Source organism: Indolivaga capnocytophagoides DSM 22835 (genome assembly GCF_000426485.1).
Lineage (GTDB): Bacteria > Bacteroidota > Bacteroidia > Bacteroidales > Dysgonomonadaceae > Dysgonomonas_A > Dysgonomonas_A capnocytophagoides.
In genome coordinates, this window is record NZ_AUFL01000004.1 from 346,073 (window position 1) to 369,194 (window position 23,122).

The following is a 23,122-nucleotide window of genomic DNA, read 5'->3' on the forward strand; positions in this document are numbered from 1 at the left end:
TTATTTATTAGATGAATATTTTCTAGCTAAAAAAATCTTATAATAAGCAACGGTTTCATTTCCCTGAATATCAGCGACAGATAATCTCAACTGATAAGGACCTTTCATCCATGTTTGACGTAATTTATATTTCAACTCGTTTTTCGAATCAATATAAGAGACTTGAGTTGTGGTATCTAAAGCAACAGACTGAATAATGGTTTTGTCGGTCTTTCCATATATCGCTTGAGACTGATAATTTCTTTTCCAATAAGCGTATACAACAGTATCCCCGGGATACATTACTGTATCTACTTTAGATGTATCTTTAACTATATCAGTAGCATCTGCATTCAATCCTCTTATTCGTATATTATAGGATGACAATGCTTTATCATCTTTAAAACGGATTCTTATTCGATTAAATATACTATCCTGATCCATAAAATAGTATAAAGTATCTCCATCAGACAGAGATAACGGATAAGTAGCTGTTGAATCAAGAGCTAATATTTCAAAAGAAGGCGGTGTATTATCATCATTATCTTCTTTGCTACAGGAAAACAAAAAACAAGTCAGAATAAATCCTGATATAAATAACATAAAATACTTAATTCCCATATATTTTTTGTTTCTCGTTTCTAACTTAACTCTTGACATATCATTTGGACAGGCTGTCTTTCAGATTTTTGACAGCTTCCTTTATATCCATTGAATCTTTCAGCAAAGTTATAAATTTACTTCCAATTATAGCACCATTTGCATTAGCTTGTGCAGCATCTAAAGTAGCTTTATTGGATATACCGAATCCGATCAGTCGAGGATTTTTCAATCCCATAGAATTTATTTTCTTGAAATAGGCTTGTTTTCCATCATCAAAATTGCTTTGAGCTCCCGTAGTAGATGCCGACGAAACCATATAAATAAACCCATCAGTATGATCATCAATAAGGCGGATACGTTCGTCCGATGTTTCCGGAGTTATAAGCATTACTATCTTGATATCGTATTTCTCTGCTATGGGTTTGTATTCTTTCAAATAATCATCAAAAGGTAAGTCTGGTATAATCGCACCATCGATACCAACTTCATTACATTGCTTACAGAAATTTTCGAATCCATATTGCATTATCGGATTAAGATATCCCATCATAATCAGAGGGATACTTACTTTTTTCCTGATATCAGCCAGTTGATGAAACAATATCCGAAGAGTCATGCCGTTACGCAGAGCAATAGTTCCACTAGCCTGAATAGTAGGACCGTCTGCCATCGGATCAGAAAATGGAATACCTATTTCAATCAAATCAATATCATTATCCTCTAATTGAGAAATGATTTCACAAGTATCATTTAATTGAGGGTAACCAGCTGTAAAATAAATGGAAAGTATATCTTTTTTCTTCTGGTCAAAAAGTTGTTTTATTCTATTCATCGTTATATTGTTTTAAAGTGAGATATAAAGTTGTTCAACATATTTATATTTTTCAATCCGGGTTCAATTTCAAATTTACTGTTCAAATCCAAAGCGTATAAACGGGGTAAAGAAAGTTTACTAATGCTTTCGACGTCTGACGCGGATATTCCTCCGCTAAGAAAAAATGGCAGATTTTCTTGATATGCTTTCAATATATTCCAATCGAACTTTATGCCTGACCCTCCATGTTGAGAAGTCTTGGTATCAAATAAGAAATAATCACATACTTCAGTATATTCTTTTGTCTTTGCAAAATCAGCCTCCGTTGAGACATTAAATGCTTTGATTACCTTAACACCTGTTTCTTTACGGCATTTTAAGCAAAGCTCCACCGATTCTTGCCCATGTAGTTGTACATAAGTCAGCTTATACTTATTTACCAATCGGGCTATTGTCTCAAAATCTTCATTAACAAACACTCCTACCCTTTCTATTGAAACCGGAAGTGACGATAAATCGGTAAGTTCCAAGCCTACTGCATACCGTGGAGATTTCTCAAAAAATATAAATCCTATAAAGTCAATCGGCAATTGACCTAATTGATCTATATTTTGCGGATTCTTCATTCCACAGACTTTTATTTTCATACCTATTTTGTTTTCAATTCCTGAATAAACTGGTTTAATGCTTGTCCCGGATTATCTGTTTTCATAAAGTTTTCACCCATTAAAAAACCCTTATAACCAACACTTTGCAATTCTTTTACCGTTTGCGTTTGAGAAATTCCACTCTCTGATATTTTTAAGAAATCCGTAGGTATTTTATCTGCCAGATCAAAAGAACCTTTCACGTCTGTAATAAATGTAGTCAGATCCCGATTATTTACGCCTACAACATCCACATATTCATTTATATGTGACAATTCTTTTTCGTTATGAATTTCAAGCAAAACATCCATCCCTAATTCTTTGGCTAAAGCTCCAAATTGTTTTGTTTCTTTTATTGTTAAAGAAGCTGCAATCAAGAGTATGGCATTAGCTCCTAAAACTTTGGCCTGGTAAAACTGATATTCATCCACCATAAAGTCTTTTCTCAACAATGGTGTTTTTGTTAAACTTCGTGCTAACTCAAAATCAGTAAAAGTTCCTCCAAAAAAATCAGTATCTGTCAGAACAGAAATTGCACTAGCTCCATTTTCTGAATAAGATGGAATAACATCTTCTATTTTTGCATTTTCGAAAATCCAGCCTCTTGAAGGTGATTTACGCTTAAACTCGGATATAATACCCGTTGAAGAATTGGCCAATGACTTTTTGAATGAATATAGGTTATTTGTATCGGCTATTTGTGCAGCCAATTTATCAATACTTATTTCTTTCTTTTGCAGTTCGACCTCTTTGCGCTTATTAGCTACAATACGGTCTAGTATATTTGTCATAATGAAACTTATTTATCTTTCTTAAAAACTTTTATCTGGGAAGTCAGGATTACAATACATATTCCAAACACACCGATCAAAGCATACGAGTACCTCAGATTAGTTGCCTGTGATATATAACCGATCAATGGAGGCCCCATCAAAAAACCAAGAAAACTAATACTCGAAACTATGGTCAACGCGATCCCTGTAGGTATCTTGGTTTTCTGTCCGGCAATACTATAAATAGTAGGTACTATACTTGACGTGCCCAACCCTATTATCATAAATCCGAGTATGGTGAGGGGCAAAGAAGGAAACGCTACAGCTAGAAATAATCCTAAAGAAATAAGTAACCCTCCTGCCTGAATGATTCGTTGGCGTCCCCATCTTTCGATAGCCTTATCGGCAAAGAAACGTCCGGATGCCATGGTAACCATATATGCAGCAAATCCCAATGGCACCAATTTTTCCGAGACTTTCACAATATCTTTAAAGTACAATCCACTCCAATCTGACATTGCTCCCTCGGCAGCCATTCCACAGAATGCAACTATACCAAGTAGATACAAGAATGTTTCAGGCTTATTCTTCTTTTTAGACTCCAGTTCGTCCTTATTCTTTTGCTTTTTTATATCCGGTTGTAAAAACCTTTTATTAACAAACATATTAATCAATACAATTACAGCAACTATCAGAAAATGATAGAATGGACTTAATCCTATATTTATCATCAGCAAACCGATAGCCGAGCCCGTAAAACAAGCAAGGCTCCATCCTCCATGAAACGACGACATTATAGATTTACCATATAATGACTCTATACTGACACCTTGCGTATTTACTGAAATGTTACAGAAGTTACCAAAGAACCCGAATACTATCAAGCTCATAAGCAATGCATATTCCGTCTGAGATGCTCCTATAGCAATAAGGGTCAAAGCATAGAAAAATAAAGATACAGGCAAGATTTTACGACTGCCTATCTTTGAAACCAATAGCCCAGATAATGTCATTCCACAAATCTGACCTATCGGAATCATCAATAAAATTGTACCCCATGCAGCATCATCTAATCCTAAGAATCCTTTGATATCGGGTATACGGCTCGCCCAACTCGAGAAACACAGTCCTTGAGAAAAATAAAATGCAAATATCCCTAAACGAATTCGTTTTCGCTCGGCATCACTCAGTTTATGTATAACTTCTTCTTCCATCTGTTCAATATGAAATATTCTGATATTTAAGAAACTGCAAGTATTTAATGATATATTTTTAGTCTATAACAAATTTTGGTTGTTTTACTTACCAAAGTAATAAAAGGTCTGAGACCTTATTTCTTTTCACCCAATAACGAATATACCATGGGTATATTATGTTCTAAATGACTTATTCGATATTTACCCTTAGCAAACTCAACTATATTTTTGAAACACGGATAAGGGGAATAATCAAATTCATCAAACTTCTTTATTTCTATCCCTACCCCGATTAAACTATTCAGAACATCACTCAATGGATGATTCCACGATATTTCCGAATAACTTATATCGGCATTCCTATCGGCATAAGTTCCTGCAAATGTCTCTATAATCTCTCCGGTATCAAAATAATCGTATGCTATTTTACGAAAATCTTCATCAAAGATCCAAACCAATGGATGAAATTCCACAAATACAAACTTTCCATGAGGTTTTAAATAATTTGATATCAGTTGAGCCCAACTGTCCAAATCCGGCAACCAGCCTATAACTCCATAAGATGTAAATACAATATCAAATTTCTGATCAAGTATTTCCGGTAAGTCATAGATATCTGAGCATATAAAATTGACGTCGAAACCAAGCTGTTTAGAAAAGATTCGCGCATTTTCTATTGCTTTTTCAGACAAATCAACAGCTGTTACTTCTGCCCCCATACGTGCCAAAGATATTGAGTCCTGTCCGAAATGACATTGCAGATGCAGTATACTTTTACCATGAACATCTCCAAGCATATCTAATTCGATACTATTCAGAGTATTTCTACCTTTCAAGAAAGAATCATTATCATAAAAGTCAGAATCAATATGAATAGCTGTTTTTATGTTCCAAGCTTGTCTGTTTATTTCCTTATAATTATTCATAATTTTGTTAAAGCTTCTTTTTCCAGTTCAATAAAAGCTCCGATCATTGCTCGATAAACCTTCTCTGCAATATCAGGGTTCAGCTTTTTCGAAACAGCCACATGCCGTACCTTATCAATCACCTCTTGTACTCTTTGAGGAGCTTCCACTTCAGCCTCACTTTTTTTGAATCGAGAGGCTTCATTCACAAAAAAACTTCTTTCTGATATTAACTGGATGATAACTCTGTCAATCAGGTCGATATTATATCGCACATCATCCAATGAGTTATAACTTTTTGTTTCCATCTTATCAGCTGTTTAATTCAAGAAATTTATGAAATGTATTTTTAAGTCTGCCACTATCAATTGCTTCTGTTGCCTGAGCAATACAATCATCAATAGACAATTCGGGTTTGATAGTTTGAATCGCAAAAGCAGAATTTATTATCACTGCATTTTTTTGAGCTTTCGTAGCAGTATTGTTAACAACGTCATCAAATATTGCAGCAGCATCTTCGAGCGTTGCTCCTCCATCAAGATCAGCTTCTGCATATCTGTCAAATCCTAATTCTTCAGGAGTATATATTGTCTCAGTTTGCTTTGTTATAATCTTAAAATCGCCTGTCAATGAAATTTCATCATATCCATCCAGCCCATGTACTATTGCATAATCTACATCGGTTTGCTGATACATATAAAAATACATACGAGCCATTTTCAGGTTAAATACACCCAGCATTTGCTTTTTGGGACAAATTGGATTCACCACAGGTCCTAACATGTTGAAAAACGTTCGTACCCCCAATGCTTTTCTGACAGGAGCAACGACTTTTAAAGCATTATTGAACAATGGAGCATGCAAGTAAGCAATATTTACCTTATCCAAAGATTCTTCGAGTTTCGAAATATCGGTTGTAAATTTTACACCATGCTGTTCCATTACTGTTGATGCACCACTTACAGATGTAGCTCCGTAATTTCCATGTTTAGCGACTTTATATCCTGCCGCGGCAACAGTAAAACACGATAATGTCGAAATATTAAATGTATTTTTATTATCACCTCCGGTTCCTACAATATCTATGGGATCATAAGCCCTCAAGGCATCTACATTTGTCCGAAGATCCAACAATGCATCTGTAAAACCCATAAATTCATCAATAGAGATACTTCGCATCAAATATACACTTATAAATGCAGCTATCTGCGATTCATTGTATTCTCCGGCAGCCATGTGGCTAAGGATATCTTTGGCCTCCTGCCTATCCAGATGCTGATGGCTAAACAATCGGTTTAATATTTGCTTCATAACTTTTTAATTTTTAAGCATTAGCACATACACTATACTAATTTTTCAAGTGTATCTCTTGATTTTGCTATTTCTTCGTCGGTCAGTTCGTAGTTTTTCATATTTCCACTCAAATACTGATCATAAGCGGCCATATCAATTAAGCCATGTCCCGAAAGATTAAACAATATAGTTTTTTGTACTCCTTCTTCTTTAGCCTTTAATGCTTCTCTGATGGCTACGGCAATAGCATGTGTCGATTCCGGTGCAGGGATAATACCTTCGGTATTCGCAAATAGTTTTCCGGCTTCAAACGTTTCAAGCTGCGGAATATCCTGTACTTCAATCAGTCCATCTTTTCTCAATTGACTGACAATAGTTCCGGCTCCATGATATCGAAGTCCTCCTGCATGAATGTCTGCTGGTTGAAAATCATGTCCTAATGTATACATAGGTAAAAGCGGGGTAAGCCCTACTGTATCGCCAAAATCATATTCGAAACGACCTCGTGACAATTTAGGACAACTGGAAGGTTCTGCTGCAATAACCCGAATTTCTTTTCCATCAGTCAATTTATGACGCAAAAAAGGAAAGCCGATACCTGAAAAGTTTGAACCTCCACCGAAACATCCGATAACAATATCAGGATATTCGCCTGCCATACCCATTTGCTTTTCACTTTCGAGTCCGATAACAGTTTGATGCAAAGCAACATGATTCAGCACACTGCCTAATGTATATCTAGCCTCGGGATCCTGTACCGCCATTTCTACAGCTTCGGATATTGCAATACCCAGACTACCTGAATTATCAGGATCTTTAGCTAGTATGCTGCGTCCTGCATTGGTCGTATTACTGGGTGATGGAATCACATTTGCCCCCCAAGTTTGCATCATCATTCTGCGGTATGGTTTCTGCCCGGAGCTAACTTTCACCATATATACATCCAAACCTAAACCGAATACACTTGAAGCAAAACTTAATGCTGCACCCCACTGACCTGCACCGGTTTCGGTTGTGAGCCGTTTTATGCCTTGCATCTTATTGTAGTATGCCTGAGGTAATGCCGAGTTCAGTTTATGTGAGCCGACAGGACTGACTCCTTCGTTCTTAAAGTAAATATGAGCCGGAGTATCTAATGCTTTTTCAAGACCTGTTGCTCTTACCAATGGTGTAGGTCGCCATATCTTGTATAATTCACGCACTTCTTCCGGTATCTCGATCCAACGCTCCTGCGACATTTCTTGCTTGATTAGTTCTTTTGCAAAAACAGGTTCCAAATCTTCTGCCGTTAATACTTGTTTCGTAGCCGGATTTAATGGAGGTAAAGGTTTATTATCCATATCAGCTACAATATTATACCACTTTTCGGGAATTTCGTTTTCACTCAAAAATATCTTTTTGCTCATATTATTTTTTAAGATTATATTTATAGAAAGTAAGGTATCTGACCTTTTTATTGACTTTGCAAACACAACAACAGCTGGTTATTGCTTTAAAACACATCATTAAATACTTCTATTACTTATTTTAGTTTAAAAGAAAAAAACTTATTTCGATAAAAAATTTTTCACTATAATTTCTCCTTCAGGTGTTAATACCGATTCGGGATGAAACTGAACTCCATGTACATCATAGATGTTGTGTTTCATTGCCATAATTTGCCCCGATTTATCAACTGCTGTGACTGTAAAACATTCGGGTAAACCTTTAGAGTCAACGATCCATGAATGATAGCGCCCCACTTCTATTTCACTGTCAATATCCGAGAAGATATAATCATCAGCAATAATTTCCACTTTTGTAGAAATTCCATGATAAACATCCTCCAGATTAATCAATGTTCCGCCAAATGCTTCACCTATTGCCTGATGTCCTAAACAGACTCCTAATATCGGCTTTAACGAAGCATATTGTTTTATTAGGGGGAGAAGTAAACCGGCCTCAGAAGGAATACCCGGCCCGGGAGAAAGAATAATTTTATCGTATTTAGCAACGTCAGCCAATTCTATTTTATCATTTCTGAATACATCAACATCTGTATAGCCCAGTTCTTTAACAAGATGTACTAGATTGTATGTAAATGAATCGTAATTGTCGAATATTAATATTTTCATGATGAGATCTTATTTCTTAATGGTTTCAGCGACTTTTACAGCTTTAGCCAATGCTCCTAGTTTATTCTTTACTTCCATAACTTCTGTTTCAGGTGTTGACTTTGCAACAATTCCCCCACCCGCCTGATAATAAAGCGTATTATTTTTACTCATAAATGTTCGGATCGTTATTGCCTGATTTAAATCTCCGTCAAAACCAATATAACCGATGCAACCACCATATACTCCACGCATAGCAGGCTCTATATCTCTGATAAGCTGCATAGCCCTGACTTTTGGAGCACCTGATAATGTTCCTGCAGGAAATGTATCAGCAAATACTTTTATGCTGTCAATACCCTTATCAACAACACCGCTAACCCTCGAAACAAGATGAATGACATGTGAGTAAAACTGTACATTCTTATAAAATTCAACTTTTACGTTATTACAGTTTCTACTCAAATCGTTTCGTGCTAAGTCAACCAACATCACATGTTCGGCATTTTCTTTTTCGTCTTTTAGTAAATTTTCGGATAAAACGCGGTCTTTTTCATCATCTCCTGTTCGAAAATAAGTTCCCGCAATAGGATCTATATACGCTTTACCTTTACTCACCTTACAATGTGTTTCCGGAGAAGATCCGAAGACTCTGAATGAGCCAAAATCGAAGAAAAATAAATAGGGAGAAGGATTGATCGAACGTAAAGCCCTGTATACATTAAATTCGTCTCCTTTAAATTTTTGAGTAAAACACCTTGATAATACTATTTGAAATACATCTCCCCGTTTACAATGAGATATACCCTTGTTTATCATCCCTATATGTTCTTCATCCGTGATATAAGAAGATTCAGAACCAATACATTCAAAATTATATTCTGCAATATTATTATTTAGTAGGACAGCTTCAAGTTCATCAATCTTAGATATTTCCCCGTCTAACAAATTTTCCACAATAGTCAATTCATTTTTTAAGTGATTGATTACTATAATAAAATGATATAGGTTATAATAAAACTCTGGAACATCTGCATTTTCAAGCTTAGTATTTATCGGATCTACATCTTCAAAATAACGAATAGCGTCATAGGATGTATAGCCCATAAATCCGTTTAAACCTGTTGAATTATTTCCTCTCACTTCAAATTTTTTAAGGAACGATTGAAATGCGGATGTCAGTTCTATGGATTCATCCAATTCTTCAATATCAACTTTTCCACAGGGATATTCTTTAATTATCTGTTCATTCTGAACTTTAAATGAGGCGATGGCCTTCACTCCTATTAAAGAATAACTATTATCATCAGAATGATAGTCTGAACTTTCGAGCAAAGTCGATTCAGGATATATATCTCTTATTTTCAGATAAATTCCTACGGGAGTTTGTAAATCTGCTAATAGTTTTTTTGTTTGTACATTTATTATAGTTTTCATAAAGCCAGATTCTCTTTTATACGTACATAAGTTTCCATATCCTTATCTCCACGCCCCGAAAGGCAAAGCACAATAATATCGTCTTTTTTGAATTGTTTTTGCCCGAAAACGCCCAGAGCATGAGCCGACTCAATAGCAGGAATAATTCCTTCGATGGCAGTCAATTCAAAAGCGGCTTTTATCGCTTCATCATCGGTTACAGCCAGAACTTCAGACCGTCCTATTTTTGCAAGATGGGCATGCATAGGTCCGATACCCGGATAATCGAGCCCGGCCGATATAGAATAAGGTTCTTCTATCTGACCATCTTCCGATTGCATTATCAACGTTTTACTTCCATGTATAATACCCAAACGTCCGAGATGTATAGTCGCAGCAGACTCACCCGAATTAATACCTTTACCGGCAGCTTCAGCTAAAACGATTTTCACATCCGGTTCATCCAGAAAATGATAAATCATACCTGCAGCATTACTTCCTCCTCCAACACAAGCTATCACATAATCGGGAGTCTCACGTCCCTCTTTTTCAAGAAGTTGTTTACGGGTCTCTTCGCTTATTACAGACTGTAAACGAGCTACCATATCAGGATACGGATGCGGCCCTACTGTAGATCCTATAATATAATAGGTATCAGAGGGATTACAACACCAATCTCTGATAGCTTCATTTGTGGCATCTTTCAATGTCATATTTCCACTGGTTACAGGAACAACTTTAGCTCCCAGCATTTCCATTTTCTGAACATTCAACTTTTGACGCTGAACATCTGTTGCACCCATATAAACAATACATTCCATATCCATCAAGGCACATACGGTTGCTGTAGCTACACCATGTTGTCCGGCTCCTGTTTCGGCGATGATACGGGTTTTCCCCATACGTCTGGCCAATAATATCTGACCGATAGTATTATTTATTTTGTGTGCTCCGGTATGATTAAGATCTTCTCTCTTCAGATAGATTTTACATCCGTATTTCTCTGACAACCTTTTGGCCAAGTACAAAGGAGAAGGACGTCCCACATAATCTTTCAACAAATCATGGTATTCTTTCTGAAAGGCTGGGTCATCTAAAACCTGTAAATAAGCATTTTTCAGATCTTCTACATTGTCATAAAGTATTTCGGGGATATAAGCTCCACCGAATTCTCCATAAAAACCATTAGAGTCAACTTTAAAATTTTCCATTTGTATATCTTGTTTTTGTTATTTTCAAAAGTGTTATCAAAGAAAAAGCCCATCGTGAGTACGACGGGCTTGTATTTTAATTTATTTCCATTCTATAAATACACAAGGATTCTGACTCACGACTGTTTAAGTTGTAAGCGCCACCACCAGTATGTATTTGTCAATTGAAAATTCATTTCTACTTCATTTTGATAGATGCAAAGTTATAAAATTTTTAGAATGGACAAATAATTATCCTGCTTTTTTCATTTTTTTTCGTCAGACTTTGCTATAAACTCTTCGACCTTCTTTACCATATTCTTACTTCCGCAGTAAAATGGTGTTCTTTCGTGCAATTCAGTCGGTTTCATTTCCAATATACGGGTACGTCCGTTAGAAGCATATCCTCCCGCCTGTTCTGTTATGAAAGCCATCGGATTACATTCATAAAGCAAACGAAGCTTACCTTTGGGAGTTTTAAATGTCGAAGGATACATATAAACACCACCTCTCATAAGGTTACGGTGACAGTCCGAAACAAGACTTCCTATATAACGGGATGTGTACGGACGGTTATCTTTCTCTTCCTGACAGTATTTAATATAATCTTTTACCCCTTGAGGAAAATGTACATAATTTCCTTCATTCACCGAATATACGTTTCCATCCTCAGGACATTTCATATTAGGATGCGACAGATAAAAACTACCGATTGCCTGGTTGAGTGTAAAACCGCTTACGCCCTTACCTGTTGTATACACAATCATGGTAGATGTACCATATAGAATATAGCCGGCAGCAACTTGTTTTACTCCGGGTTGAAGAAAATCTTCCATCGTAACAGGTGTACCAACCGGAGATATGCGTCTGTACACAGAAAATATAGTACCGACCGATACATTCACATCAATATTTGAAGATCCATCCAAAGGATCCATCAATACTACATACTTGTTGTTATGGGCTTCGTCAAGCCCTTCAATGGTGATAAAGTTGTCATTTTCTTCAGAAGCAATACCACAAACAATTTCTCTGTTGACAAGTGTTTCCACAAATACATTATGAGCATACAAGTCTAACTTCTGCTGATCCTCGCCCTGTACATTAGTAGTCCCCACTGAACCAATAATATCTATTAAACCGGCTTTACGAATTTTATAGCTCACAACCCGTGCAGCTAATAAGATCGAGTTTAATAGTCTGGATAATTCGCCTGTAGAGTATTGAAAGTCGTCTTGCCTTTCAATAATAAATTCATCCAATGTCTTTCTTGTGTTTTTCTTCATAACTAAACGCAATTAAATAATTTCTTTTAAATATTCGAACATCAGCATACTTTCCTTATATCCGATCTTCTACTTTGATATTAATTATATTAACGCACTTTTTAAATGAATGTTTTGAAAGAACTATTATTTTGTCAAAAAAGAAGAAGATTATTTATTTAAGAATATCCGAATTTAAACATTATGATAAAAATAAAAAGAGGCTTACAATTCCTTGTAAGCCTCTCATTTTTTAAGTAGCGGGACCGGGACTTGAACCCGGGACCTCATGATTATGAATCATGCGCTCTAACCAGCTGAGCTATCCCGCCATTACCTGATTAGCGGATGCAAAAGTAGAAGATATTTTTTTATTTCACAAGTCTATTTTCAAAAAAGATTTAATAAAACAAGTAACTTTAATGAAAGACTCTGAGAGTGAGACTATAAATCAAATAGATTTTTTCTTTTATTTTTCAGAATATCTTTCATTCTGAATTTATACACGCATTTCGGTAAAAAAATGATAAAAAAGATTATATTTGCAGGCTTAAAGTAAGTTATATGTAGCTATTTAGCTAGGCTTCACTTATAAAATCGGATTGATAATTGCATGAAGAATATATTAAGCCTGAATCTATATCTTATTGAATATTAAATATTAAAACAAAAATAGTAACAAAAGTAAGTGTAAAATGCAAAACAAAGGATTTGTAATCACATTTTCCGTTTTGTTGACTTTGGTCTGCTGTTTTTATCTCTCATTCTCATTTGTGACGAGATATTATGAAAAACAAGCTGCCGAATTCGCAAACGGGGATCTCAATGCGGAGAGTCATTATCTGGACTCTATTTCTACAGAAAAAGTATGGTTAGGATACACCCTTAAACAAGCCCGGGAAAAAGAAATTGGACTAGGACTTGACCTTAAAGGAGGTATGAACGTTATCCTCGAAGTTGATGCTGCAGCTGTGCTCAGATCATTGGCTAATGAAGAAGACGCTCAATTCAATCAAGCGCTAAAATTAGCAGTTGATGAAAACCGTAAGGGAAGTAACAAAGACTTCATTACTTTATTTGTTGAGAAATATGAAGGTATTAATAAGTCTGGTAAATTAGCTGCTGTATTTGGTGCTAAGTTGAAAGACCAAATTAATCCGACCGATGACAACGCTGCCGTAAAAAAAGTTTTAGTAACAGAACTTCAAAGCGTTGCTGATAACTCATTCAATGTTTTACGTACACGTATCGACCGTTTTGGGGTAGTTGCTCCTAACATTCAAAAATTAGATCGTGCAGAACGTATTCTAATCGAGTTACCGGGAATAAAAGAACCTGAACGTGTAAAAAAACTTTTACAAGGTAATGCTAACCTTGAGTTTTGGAAAACATACAATCTCCAGGAAATCCAAGGCTACTTGAGTTCTATCAATTCAAGAAGTGTTGATATTCTTGCAGCTCAAAAAACAGGAAATAAAGTAGCAGCGGACTCTGTCGCTACAGATTCAACCGCATCTGCACAAGAAGAAAAAGCTATAGCTAATGCTATTTCAGAAAAAGCATTCAGCAAACCTCTTTTCGATTATTTTGACGGAAATTGGGGCGGAGGTGCTACAGTTGCAATTGCAGATAAAAAAGATACTGCAGCAATTAATGCTATTCTATACGCAGCAAGGGATTTATATCCCACCGATTTGAAATTCTCTTGGGGATTCAAAGCAATCGACGATAAAGAAACTAAATTCCAATTATACTCTTTGAGAGGAGACGGTACGAAAAGAGGTCCTGCACTGGATGGCGATGCAGTAGTTTCGGCTAAAGCAGATCAGGTACAAGGTCAAGGATGGGGCGTAAGCATGCAAATGAATACCACCGGAGCAAAACGTTGGGCATCCGTAACAGGAGCTGAACGTGGAAAATCAATCGCTATTGTTCTTGATGGATATGTATATTCAGCTCCAATGGTTAATGACCGTATAGAAGGAGGTAACTCTTCTATCACAGGAAACTTCTCAATAGATGAAGCAAAAGACTTGGAAAACGTGCTGAAATCCGGAAAAATGCGTGCAGGAGTACGTATTGTACAAGAAGATATCGTAGGTCCTTCGTTAGGGGACGAGTCAATCCAAGCAGGTGTTATATCTTTCGTAGTAGCTATCATTGTGTTGATGGCTTATATGTGCTTAGTTTATGGTTTGATTCCAGGACTTATAGCCAATGCTGCTCTATTACTCAACTTATTCTTCACGATGGGAGTACTGGCGTCATTCCATGCTGTACTCACGTTGCCCGGTATTGCAGGTCTTGTATTGGCTTTGGCAATGGCTGTGGATGCGAACGTTCTTATATATGAAAGAACAAAAGAAGAATTACGTTCAGGAAAGAATGTCAAAACGGCTGTTCAGGATGGCTACAAACATGCATTTACCGCAATTTTTGACTCCAACTTAACATCCATCATTACTGGTCTTATCCTTTATAATTTTGGAACAGGAGCTATCCGTGGATTTGCGATTACAGAAATTATCGGTATTGCGGCTTCATTCTTTACTGCGATCTTCATGACACGTATGATTTACACATATGCGTTCTCGAAAGGAAAGCTTTTGAATTTGACATTCTCTACTAAGCCGGTTCGTAATTTCTTAATGGATACTAAGATCAACTTCCTTAATATGCACCGCAAAGCTTATTTAATCTCAGCTATTGTTGTTTTATTAGGTGTTGTTTCGATATTTACATTAGGGTTAAACAAAGGTATCGACTTCTCGGGAGGACGTAACTATATCGTTCGTTTCGATAAACCGGTAAGTACAGAAGATATCACAGATGCACTTAAGCCTCAATTCGATGGAGCTATGGTAAGTACAATCACTATCGGATCAAGCAACCAGGTAAGAATATCTACCAACTACAAAATCGAAGATGCTAATACCAGTGTAGAAACTGAGATCAAGGATAAAATGGCTACAGCTCTAAGCAGCTATATAGCTCCGGGTAAAACTATTGACGACTACATTCAAAGTTCGCAGAAGGTAGGTCCAAGTGTTGCCGATGATATGAAAACAGCAGCCGTTATAGCCGTTGTTATCGCAATCATCTGTATGGGTCTATATATATTGTTGCGTTTCCGAGATGTAGCTTTCTCTGTAGGAACTATAATCGCTGTGGCACACGATGCTGCCATCATTATATTTGCATATTCGTTCTTCCACAAATTCATGCCATTCTCATTAGAGATCGACCAACACTTTATAGCAGCTATCCTTACTGTTGTAGGGTTCTCTATTCACGATAAGGTCGTTATCTTTGACCGTGTGCGTGAAAGACGTAATATGTATCCGCTAAGAGATATAGGTATCAACATCAATGATTCATTGAACACTACCCTAACCCGTACAATCAGTACTACAGTAAGTACAATATTAGTACTTTTATGTATCTTTACACTAGGAGGTGATTCAATCAGAAGCTTTGCTTTTGCGATGTTGCTTGGTATCATTTTAGCAGTATATTCATCGGTATTCATTGCAACTCCAATTGCTTATGAAATCCTTGATAAAAAAGCGAAAAAAGTAAAAGGCGAAAATTAATATTTTCATCCAATATAATATAAAGGCTGCCAAAATAGGCAGCCTTTTGTTTTTAATATGAGTGCTTGTCTTTCTTTTATTTTCGTATATTTGTTGCGTTTTAGGTCTGAGACCTGCTAATTATTTTATTGCATTGACCGGCTAAAGTTGGCTACCAATTGCAATAGGTCATTAAACTTCTCATTTTACTTAACTTATATGTCCAAATATAATTTTGATACTATCATAGATCGTAAAGGCACAAATGCCTTAAAGACAGATGTCTTGAAAGAAAGATATGGCAGTGAAGACTTGATCCCGTTGTGGGTTGCAGATATGGATTTCTTATCACCGCCCGCCATTTCGGAAGCTATAATAGAACGAGCCCAGCATTGTTTGTTTGGGTATACCTGCCCTGCCCAATCATATTATGATTCGATTCTCAATTGGATCAAGAAGTCTCATCAATGGGAAATCAAGCAAGAATGGATCAGTTTTATTCCGGGAATAGTAAAAGGCATAGCTTTTGTTGTTGATTGCTTTTCTGATAAGAGCGATAAAGTTATCATACAACCACCGGTTTATCATCCGTTCCGTATAATTCCGACATTACATCATCGAACAATTGTAAACAATCCTTTAGTATTATCGGCAGGTCAATATGAAATGAATTTAGAAAACCTGAATTCTGTTATTGACGACAGTTGTAAGATTTTAATACTTTGTAATCCTCATAATCCGGGAGGCCGTGTATGGAATAAACAAGAACTAATTGATCTGGCGGAGCTCTGTTACGACCGTAATATATTGGTAATATCCGACGAAATCCATTCGGATCTGATACATCAGGATAATAAACATACTCCGTTTGCCTCTGTATCGGAAAAAGCAGCTCAAAACAGTATCACTTTTATGGCTCCCAGCAAGACATTCAATATTGCCGGTATTGTCAGTTCATTTGCTATTGTTCCGAATGATGAAATCAGAAGTCAATTTTATAATTATCTGAAGAGCAGTGAACTTGACGAAGGTCATATATTTGCCTATACTGCAACAGAAGCAGCATATACTAAATGTGATGACTGGTTGAATGAAGCAATAGAGTATATTTGGCAGAATATACAATTTGTCAATGACTATCTGAAAAAGAATATACCTCAGATAAAGGTTATGATACCGCAAGCATCTTACCTAGTCTGGCTTGATTGCCGGGAGTTGAATTTACCTCAGAATAAGTTAGTTTCATTATTTGTAAAAGATGCTAAGTTGGCACTTAACGATGGGGCTATGTTTGGTAAAGAAGGAAATGGGTTTATGCGGATGAACGTAGGATCACCACGAAGTGTCTTAGCTCAGGCTCTGGACAATCTGAAGGACGCATTATTGAAATAAGAATTAATGCAACAAAAAGGCATGATTCTTGTTATATTATAAAAAAACAGCTTTAGGTCAACTGAAGCGATTATCAACTTTAATCATAAATAAAATAAACAAAATGAAGATTTCACCTAATAAATTTGTTTCGGTATCATACGACCTGAATGTAGGCGAAGGTGGCGAAAAAGAATTAATGGAAAAAGCAACTGCTGAAAATCCTCTGGAATTTATTTTCGGAACTAACTCTATGTTAGAAGCTTTCGAAAAAAATCTGGAAGATTTATCAGAAGGAGACACCTTTGATTTCGTATTAACACCGGAGCAAGCATACGGTGAATACGATGACGAGCATGTAGTAGATTTGCCTCGCAATATATTCGAGGTTGAAGGAAAACTGGATGAAAATGTAGTATTTGAAGGCAATACAGTTCCTATGATGGATGCTAACGGAAACAGATTGAATGGTTCTGTTATATCTGTTGGTGACGATGTTATCAAAATGGATTTCAACCATCCTCTAGCCGGAGAAACATTACATTTTACAGGTAACATTTTATCAGTAAGAGAAGCTTCTGCTGAAGAAATCGCAGCGTTATTTGCACCTCAAGGTGGCGGATGTGGTTCAGGATGCGGTTGTGGCAGTCATGAAGAAGAATCTGAATCTTGCGGATGTGGTTCCGGAGGATGCGGATGTCACTAAGCCGATTGCAATATAAATAACAAAAAAAGCAGATCCACAGATCTGCTTTTTTTGTATTATCAGTACTTATATGAAACCAAGATCTAAAACCTTAGAATTTGTATGTGAGCATTAATTTACCTTCTCCCGTTTTAGAATACACACTGTCAAAATATTTGTAGTGTGTAGAACGTCTGTAAAAACTACCAATTCCTGTCAGATACCACTGATCTCGAAGTTTTAAATCGACACGAAGGCTCGATGTATTAAATGTTGCATTAGATTTATCGCCCTGAGCATTTAACTCGTTATAATCAACAGTAGCTAAATCCGTACCTTCAGGATAACCTTTCCACGTATAAAGACGATATCCTTCATACAGCCACGAAACACCGATCTTATCCTTATAAGAGATGTTTATACCTGTTTTCCATCCAAATCCACTGGCCAGATTGTAGTTTCTTTCTGAAACTTTATAATGATCACTCAGCGTTGCTCCTAAAAGAATACCATTAATGTGGGCATAAGAATTAAAATCCCAATCGGCAAATCGTTTACTCTTATGAATAAGTCCAACACCAAAAGCTGCAGGTGTTGCCATTTTATACGGAATTTCATTCGAGACACTCGAAATTGTATCCGAATCATAATAGTCGAAATGTTGATATATACCGATATTAAAATAATCCTTACTATTGTCAATCAGTTCAGCAGCCCACAATCGGCCTATTATATTAATCTGACCCAATAGAGGTTGAGAAGCTTGTACATTGAGACTGGCACGCATTGTAAAATAATCGAAAGGCTTACTGTTTTCTCCATCATATCGATCTCCATATTCAGCACTAAACAACGTACCGAATCCTACCCCTTTATCCAATATTTCATCCTGAATTTCCAATACTCGTACTCCGGCAGAGATTTCGACACTAATCTCCGGTATACCAAACTGCCGTCCCGAAGATGGCCTTACTTTCCATGCATCTCCATTAATTAAACGAGTTAAGCCTCTAGTAGGAGCAACAAGAAAAGCTAGTACCTCACGCCTAACCCTCTCTCCTCCCCTTTTTCTGTCATCCAGAATCATATCCGATCCTCTATAAAATACTTCTCCGATAGCCATTCCTCCTATCGGAGTTGCTATTATATCATTAATGGAAGGATGCTCATTCTCCATAAACAATTCCCACATAGCACTTCCTCCCAAAGCAAATGCTCCGGATTCCCAATAATTATATCCTCTGGATCGAGCCGAGTTATAATATAGATTACCATGATAAGGATGCAAAAACATATTTGTTCCCAACTGATCATTGTCCCAATAAAAACCATTTTCAAGATTCTTTTTTATCGAGTTAAACCCAATATAAGCAAAATCAGCTTTTTGTACATATCTATCAAAAGCCCAAACACCAAGATTTAGCCCTATCACCTGCCCGGCGGCTGCCCATCCGTTCTTTTTTGAAGAATAATACTGTAAATCCAAAGAATCAACAGCATGTGGAGTTGTAGTTTTGTGTCTCATCAGAAACTGAGCTGATATATTCTGATGTATTAGTATCACTGAAAAAATTAAAATATATTTTCTCATTCAATTTTTATTAAGGTCGCAGACCTGTTTTTTATATTTTATACAGCAAGGTTAATTAGCTAGCGCTATAACACTTACTTTGCGAACAAAAAGGTCTAAGACCTAAAAACACCAGTACCCCTAATAATCTTAACCGATTTATTATAAAAATATCTGTCAAGCCATTAAATTTGTACAGAATTTGTGACACGAATATACTTAAGATTATTTAAAATGGAAATACTAGAAACCTTTTTATTGCCATCGGCCTGGATTGCATTACTCACACTGGCCTTTCTCGAAATCGTGTTAGGGGTAGATAATATTGTTTTTCTCTCTATCATGTCTTCTAAACTACCCCAAGAACAGCAAGGCAAAGCCAGAACCATAGGTTTAATTTGTGCTATGCTATTCCGCATTTTATTGCTGTTTTGTATATCATTGCTGATGCAGTTAACCAAACCCATATTATCTTTTGACACGGCCTATTTCGATGGATCTATATCGGGTCAGAGCTTGATTATTTTATGTGGTGGACTGTTCTTATTATACAAAAGTGTTACCGAGATACACCATAAACTGGAAGGTGAAGAAGACCTCCATTCCGGAGCTAAAAAGAATGGGCTAGTATCGGTCATAGTACAAATAGTAGCTTTGGATATTGTTTTTTCATTCGATAGTGTACTTACAGCCGTAGGTCTGGTCAGTTTCAACGAATTCGGATATGAGGGTGCGATGGCTATTATGGTTACAGCAGTGATTATATCTGTAATGATAATGCTTCTATTCTCGGGGCCTGTCAGTCGATTTGTAAATACACATCCCACAATCCAGATATTGGGATTGTCTTTTCTTATACTAATCGGTGTAATGCTTTTATTAGAAGCAGCCCATTTGTCTCACATATCCCTTTTCGGAACAGTAGTAGGAGAAATCCCCAAGGGTTATATTTATTTTGCCATCGCATTTTCGCTATTAGTAGAGTTCTTCAATATGAAAATGAGAAAACGGTCAAAACCGGTTCAATTGAGAGATTCCGAAATAGTAGAACATAAAAAGAAAAATTGATCATAAAGGATCATTTTTGCTAAAATAGTATACGTTTTTGATTGATGCGTAGGATTGCGGGTCTTCATAGTTTTACTATATTTGTATCTAAAGAAAACGAATAATCACACAAATATAAAATTCATGGAAAACAAAGAATTACTAGACTTGGTTACTTCTCGGGCTAATTCGTGGTTGGAAGGCAATTACGATGCAGAGACTAAAGCCGAAGTAAAAAAGTTAATGGATAGCTCTGATAAAAGCGAACTGATCGAATGCTTTTACAAAGATCTTGAATTCGGAACAGGAGGGCTTCGTGGTATTATGGGTGTAGGTTCTAACCGTATGAATAAATATACAGTTGGGGCAGCTACACAAGGTTTGTCAAACTATTTATTGAAAGAATTTGCAAATTTACCCGAAATAAAAGTTGTTATCAGTTATGACTGTCGCAACAACAGTAAGAAATTCGCTCAAATAACAGCTGATGTATTTACCGCTAACGGAATAAAAGTATATCTGTTTGAGAATCTAAGACCTACTCCCGAAGTATCTTTTGCAATCCGTAAATTAGGATGTCAAAGTGGTGTTATGCTTACTGCTTCTCACAATCCGAAAGAATACAACGGCTACAAAGCATATTGGAACGACGGAGCGCAGGTTACACCTCCTCACGATTCTAATATTATAGACGAAGTAAACAAAGTAACTGCTGCTGATATCAAATTTGAAGGCAAACCATCCCTGATTGAAAAATTAGGAGAAGATATGGATAACCAATTTATCGAAGCAGTACGCAGTGTATTATTATCACCCGAATCGGTGAAAAAACATGGCAATATCGGAATCGTTTATACTCCAATTCATGGAACAGGAGGGCAGTTGGTTCCTAAAGCTCTTAAAGCATACGGATTTACAAACATCATTCATGTTCCCGAACAGGATGTTGTAAGTGGAGATTTCCCCACAGTAAAATCACCGAATCCAGAAGAACCTGCGGCAATGGCGATGGCTGTTCAGAAAGGAATAGAAACCGGAGCTGATCTTGTTTTCGCTACAGACCCGGATGCAGACCGTTTTGGTGCAGGTGTACGTGATGATAATGGTAACTTTGTTTTATTAAACGGTAATCAGACAATGATTATTCTCGTTTATTATCTTGTTACCCGTTGGAGAGAGCTAGGTAAGCTTACAGGAACAGAATACACTGTTCGCACTATTGTGACTAGCGAACTGACTCAGACTATTTCAGAAAAGAATGGCGTGGAAATGTTTGAATGTTTCACAGGATTTAAATGGGTAGCAACAGTTATGCGCGAACTTGAAGGTAAACGTAAATACATCGGTGGCGGTGAAGAAAGCTACGGATTCCTTGCCGTAGACTTCATCCGTGATAAAGATTCTGTATCTGCTGCTGCTTTATTTGCCGAAATCGCCGCTTGGTGCAAAGATAACGGACGTACTATTTATCAGATGCTTCAGGATATTTATGTTGAATATGGCTTCTCTAAAGAAAAAGGTATTTCTGTTGTGAAAAAAGGAATAACCGGAGCTCAGGAGATACAAGCTATGATGGATAAGTTCCGTAATAATCCGTTAAAAGAAATTGCTGGTTCAAAAGTCATTACCGTAAAAGACTACATTCCTCTTGAATCAAAAAATACTATAACAGGAGAGGTTAGCAAGATGGATATGCCTACAACTTCTAATGTATTGCAATACTTTACCGAAGATAAGACTAAAGTATCTATCCGTCCTTCAGGAACAGAACCTAAAATTAAGTTCTATATCGAAGTTCATGGAAAACTAGCGTCTCGTGCAGACTTTTCAGCAGTAAATGAAGAAACAGACAAAAAGATCGAGCAAATCTGTAAAGATTTAGGTATCTGATCAAATGTCTTAAGGTCTCAGACCTATTAATATAGCAGTATAAAGCCGGTGGATTTAGTCCATCGGCTTTCTTTATCTAAACCCGAAGCTGATTATTTATTTTTATCTATAAGTAAAATATTCTTTGAAATCAGCCTTCAGCCAACAGTTATCATTACCAAAATCAGATTAGCAGATAAAAAGGTATCACCTGAAAATGTGTATTTTTGGCGTTACTTTTGTTACCTTTTAGAACTTAAATTTAAGGACACACTTAAAAGCGATAACAGTCTGTTGTATCTATGCTTACAATGTTAACAAAAAGGTCTGCGATCTTAAAATTCTAATGCTCAGATATTAGATCAATAATACAAATCTTTTGGCTGACAAGCAGTCGAATATCAATAATATTATTAACTTTGCATCGTTATTCAGGTGCTTTTTATTCATATATCCGAATAAAAAGTGAAAAGGGAATCAGGTGTAAATCCTGAACAGACCCCGCTGCTGTAAGCTTCTCTGATGTTATTGGTACTGCTTGATCCACTGTTTATGCACAACGGGAAGGACAACCAATAATGAAGCAAGTCAGAAGACCTGCCTGATGTATACATTTTTGTGGCTTTCGGGTTTATAAAGCAGACAAATAAGATTCATATAACTAAAAACTGGTCAATAGAATTTATGGTAGTATTATTGTTATGTATGAAACCACAACAATAATTACCTGTATGTATTTAAGCTGTTTCGATAGTTTAGGTAACAGATAGTATCTTAGGATATATCCGAGGAATAACTACCTATTGCTTTTATATTTGCAAAGTCGATAAAAAA

19 protein-coding genes, 1 tRNA gene and 1 riboswitch are annotated in these 23,122 nt (G+C 36.4%); of the genes, 5 read left to right on the forward strand and 15 right to left on the reverse strand.

Annotated features, from left to right (window positions below; all coding sequences use genetic code 11):
• From K322_RS0101570 to K322_RS0101635, 14 genes are all read right to left on the reverse strand, one after another.
• A complete protein-coding gene (locus tag K322_RS0101570; protein ID WP_035331022.1) occupies positions 1 to 600 on the reverse strand; it encodes a hypothetical protein in 600 nt (199 codons plus the stop codon).
• A gap of 40 nt (positions 601 to 640) precedes the next feature.
• Entirely contained in the window at positions 641 to 1,414 is a 774-nt protein-coding gene (trpA, locus tag K322_RS0101575) for a tryptophan synthase subunit alpha (RefSeq protein ID WP_026625283.1), read from the reverse strand.
• A 2-nt stretch (positions 1,415 to 1,416) separates the two neighbouring features.
• Positions 1,417 to 2,043 carry a phosphoribosylanthranilate isomerase gene (locus K322_RS0101580; protein WP_026625284.1) on the reverse strand — a complete coding sequence of 209 codons (627 nt, stop codon included), beginning with the start codon at positions 2,041 to 2,043 and terminating at the stop codon, positions 1,417 to 1,419.
• A 2-nt stretch (positions 2,044 to 2,045) separates the two neighbouring features.
• A complete protein-coding gene (gene trpC, locus K322_RS0101585) occupies positions 2,046 to 2,834 on the reverse strand; it encodes an indole-3-glycerol phosphate synthase TrpC (RefSeq protein WP_026625285.1) in 789 nt (262 codons plus the stop codon).
• An 8-nt stretch (positions 2,835 to 2,842) separates the two neighbouring features.
• Positions 2,843 to 4,030 carry an MFS transporter gene (locus K322_RS0101590; protein WP_051290549.1) on the reverse strand — a complete coding sequence of 396 codons (1,188 nt, stop codon included), beginning with the start codon at positions 4,028 to 4,030 and terminating at the stop codon, positions 2,843 to 2,845.
• Between the two features lie 116 nt (positions 4,031 to 4,146).
• Positions 4,147 to 4,938, reverse strand: a complete 792-nt coding sequence (locus K322_RS0101595; RefSeq protein ID WP_026625287.1) for a class I SAM-dependent methyltransferase — start codon at positions 4,936 to 4,938, stop codon at positions 4,147 to 4,149.
• Complete coding sequence (locus K322_RS0101600; RefSeq protein WP_026625288.1) at positions 4,935 to 5,225, reverse strand: chorismate mutase; 291 nt, start codon at positions 5,223 to 5,225, stop codon at positions 4,935 to 4,937. The genes K322_RS0101595 and K322_RS0101600 overlap by 4 nt, the downstream gene beginning before the upstream one ends.
• 4 nt (positions 5,226 to 5,229) lie before the next feature.
• Positions 5,230 to 6,228, reverse strand: coding sequence for an anthranilate phosphoribosyltransferase (gene trpD / locus K322_RS0101605; RefSeq protein WP_026625289.1), 999 nt, complete (start codon positions 6,226 to 6,228; stop codon positions 5,230 to 5,232).
• A 32-nt stretch (positions 6,229 to 6,260) separates the two neighbouring features.
• On the reverse strand, positions 6,261 to 7,616 hold the full coding sequence (locus K322_RS0101610; RefSeq protein ID WP_026625290.1) for a TrpB-like pyridoxal phosphate-dependent enzyme: 1,356 nt from the start codon (positions 7,614 to 7,616) through the stop codon (positions 6,261 to 6,263).
• Positions 7,617 to 7,757: 141 nt separating this feature from the next.
• Positions 7,758 to 8,324: an anthranilate synthase component II gene (locus K322_RS0101615; RefSeq protein WP_026625291.1), complete on the reverse strand. Its 567-nt coding sequence runs from the start codon at positions 8,322 to 8,324 to the stop codon at positions 7,758 to 7,760.
• A 9-nt stretch (positions 8,325 to 8,333) separates the two neighbouring features.
• Positions 8,334 to 9,740, reverse strand: a complete 1,407-nt coding sequence (locus tag K322_RS0101620; protein ID WP_026625292.1) for an anthranilate synthase component I family protein — start codon at positions 9,738 to 9,740, stop codon at positions 8,334 to 8,336.
• On the reverse strand, positions 9,737 to 10,930 hold the full coding sequence (gene trpB, locus K322_RS0101625) for a tryptophan synthase subunit beta (protein WP_026625293.1): 1,194 nt from the start codon (positions 10,928 to 10,930) through the stop codon (positions 9,737 to 9,739). The genes K322_RS0101620 and trpB overlap by 4 nt, the downstream gene beginning before the upstream one ends.
• Before the next feature lie 245 nt (positions 10,931 to 11,175).
• On the reverse strand, positions 11,176 to 12,195 hold the full coding sequence (fbp, locus tag K322_RS0101630; RefSeq protein ID WP_026625294.1) for a class 1 fructose-bisphosphatase: 1,020 nt from the start codon (positions 12,193 to 12,195) through the stop codon (positions 11,176 to 11,178).
• Positions 12,196 to 12,432: 237 nt separating this feature from the next.
• Positions 12,433 to 12,506: transfer RNA gene (locus K322_RS0101635), tRNA-Met, on the reverse strand.
• Between the two features lie 363 nt (positions 12,507 to 12,869).
• Between K322_RS0101635 and secDF the strand changes: the two genes are divergently transcribed.
• The 3 genes from secDF (at position 12,870) to K322_RS0101650 (ending at position 17,823) form a co-directional block, all read left to right on the forward strand.
• Complete coding sequence (gene secDF / locus K322_RS0101640; RefSeq protein WP_026625295.1) at positions 12,870 to 15,767, forward strand: protein translocase subunit SecDF; 2,898 nt, start codon at positions 12,870 to 12,872, stop codon at positions 15,765 to 15,767.
• A 198-nt stretch (positions 15,768 to 15,965) separates the two neighbouring features.
• Positions 15,966 to 17,138: a MalY/PatB family protein gene (locus K322_RS0101645; RefSeq protein ID WP_026625296.1), complete on the forward strand. Its 1,173-nt coding sequence runs from the start codon at positions 15,966 to 15,968 to the stop codon at positions 17,136 to 17,138.
• 103 nt (positions 17,139 to 17,241) lie between these two features.
• Positions 17,242 to 17,823 (forward strand): FKBP-type peptidyl-prolyl cis-trans isomerase, encoded by a 582-nt coding sequence (locus K322_RS0101650; RefSeq protein ID WP_026625297.1) that lies wholly within the window; start codon positions 17,242 to 17,244, stop codon positions 17,821 to 17,823.
• 91 nt (positions 17,824 to 17,914) lie between these two features.
• Here K322_RS0101650 and K322_RS0101655 read toward each other — a convergent pair whose 3' ends face one another.
• Positions 17,915 to 19,393, reverse strand: a complete 1,479-nt coding sequence (locus tag K322_RS0101655) for a DUF3943 domain-containing protein (RefSeq protein WP_026625298.1) — start codon at positions 19,391 to 19,393, stop codon at positions 17,915 to 17,917.
• A 213-nt stretch (positions 19,394 to 19,606) separates the two neighbouring features.
• Here K322_RS0101655 and K322_RS0101660 point away from each other — a divergent pair, with 213 nt between their 5' ends.
• Together K322_RS0101660 and K322_RS0101665 are read left to right on the forward strand one after the other, a co-directional pair.
• Positions 19,607 to 20,440 carry a TerC family protein gene (locus K322_RS0101660; RefSeq protein ID WP_026625299.1) on the forward strand — a complete coding sequence of 278 codons (834 nt, stop codon included), beginning with the start codon at positions 19,607 to 19,609 and terminating at the stop codon, positions 20,438 to 20,440.
• A 123-nt stretch (positions 20,441 to 20,563) separates the two neighbouring features.
• Positions 20,564 to 22,309, forward strand: a complete 1,746-nt coding sequence (locus tag K322_RS0101665; protein WP_026625300.1) for a phospho-sugar mutase — start codon at positions 20,564 to 20,566, stop codon at positions 22,307 to 22,309.
• A gap of 395 nt (positions 22,310 to 22,704) precedes the next feature.
• Positions 22,705 to 22,907, forward strand: a riboswitch (cobalamin riboswitch).
• Positions 22,908 to 23,122 lie beyond the last annotated feature (215 nt).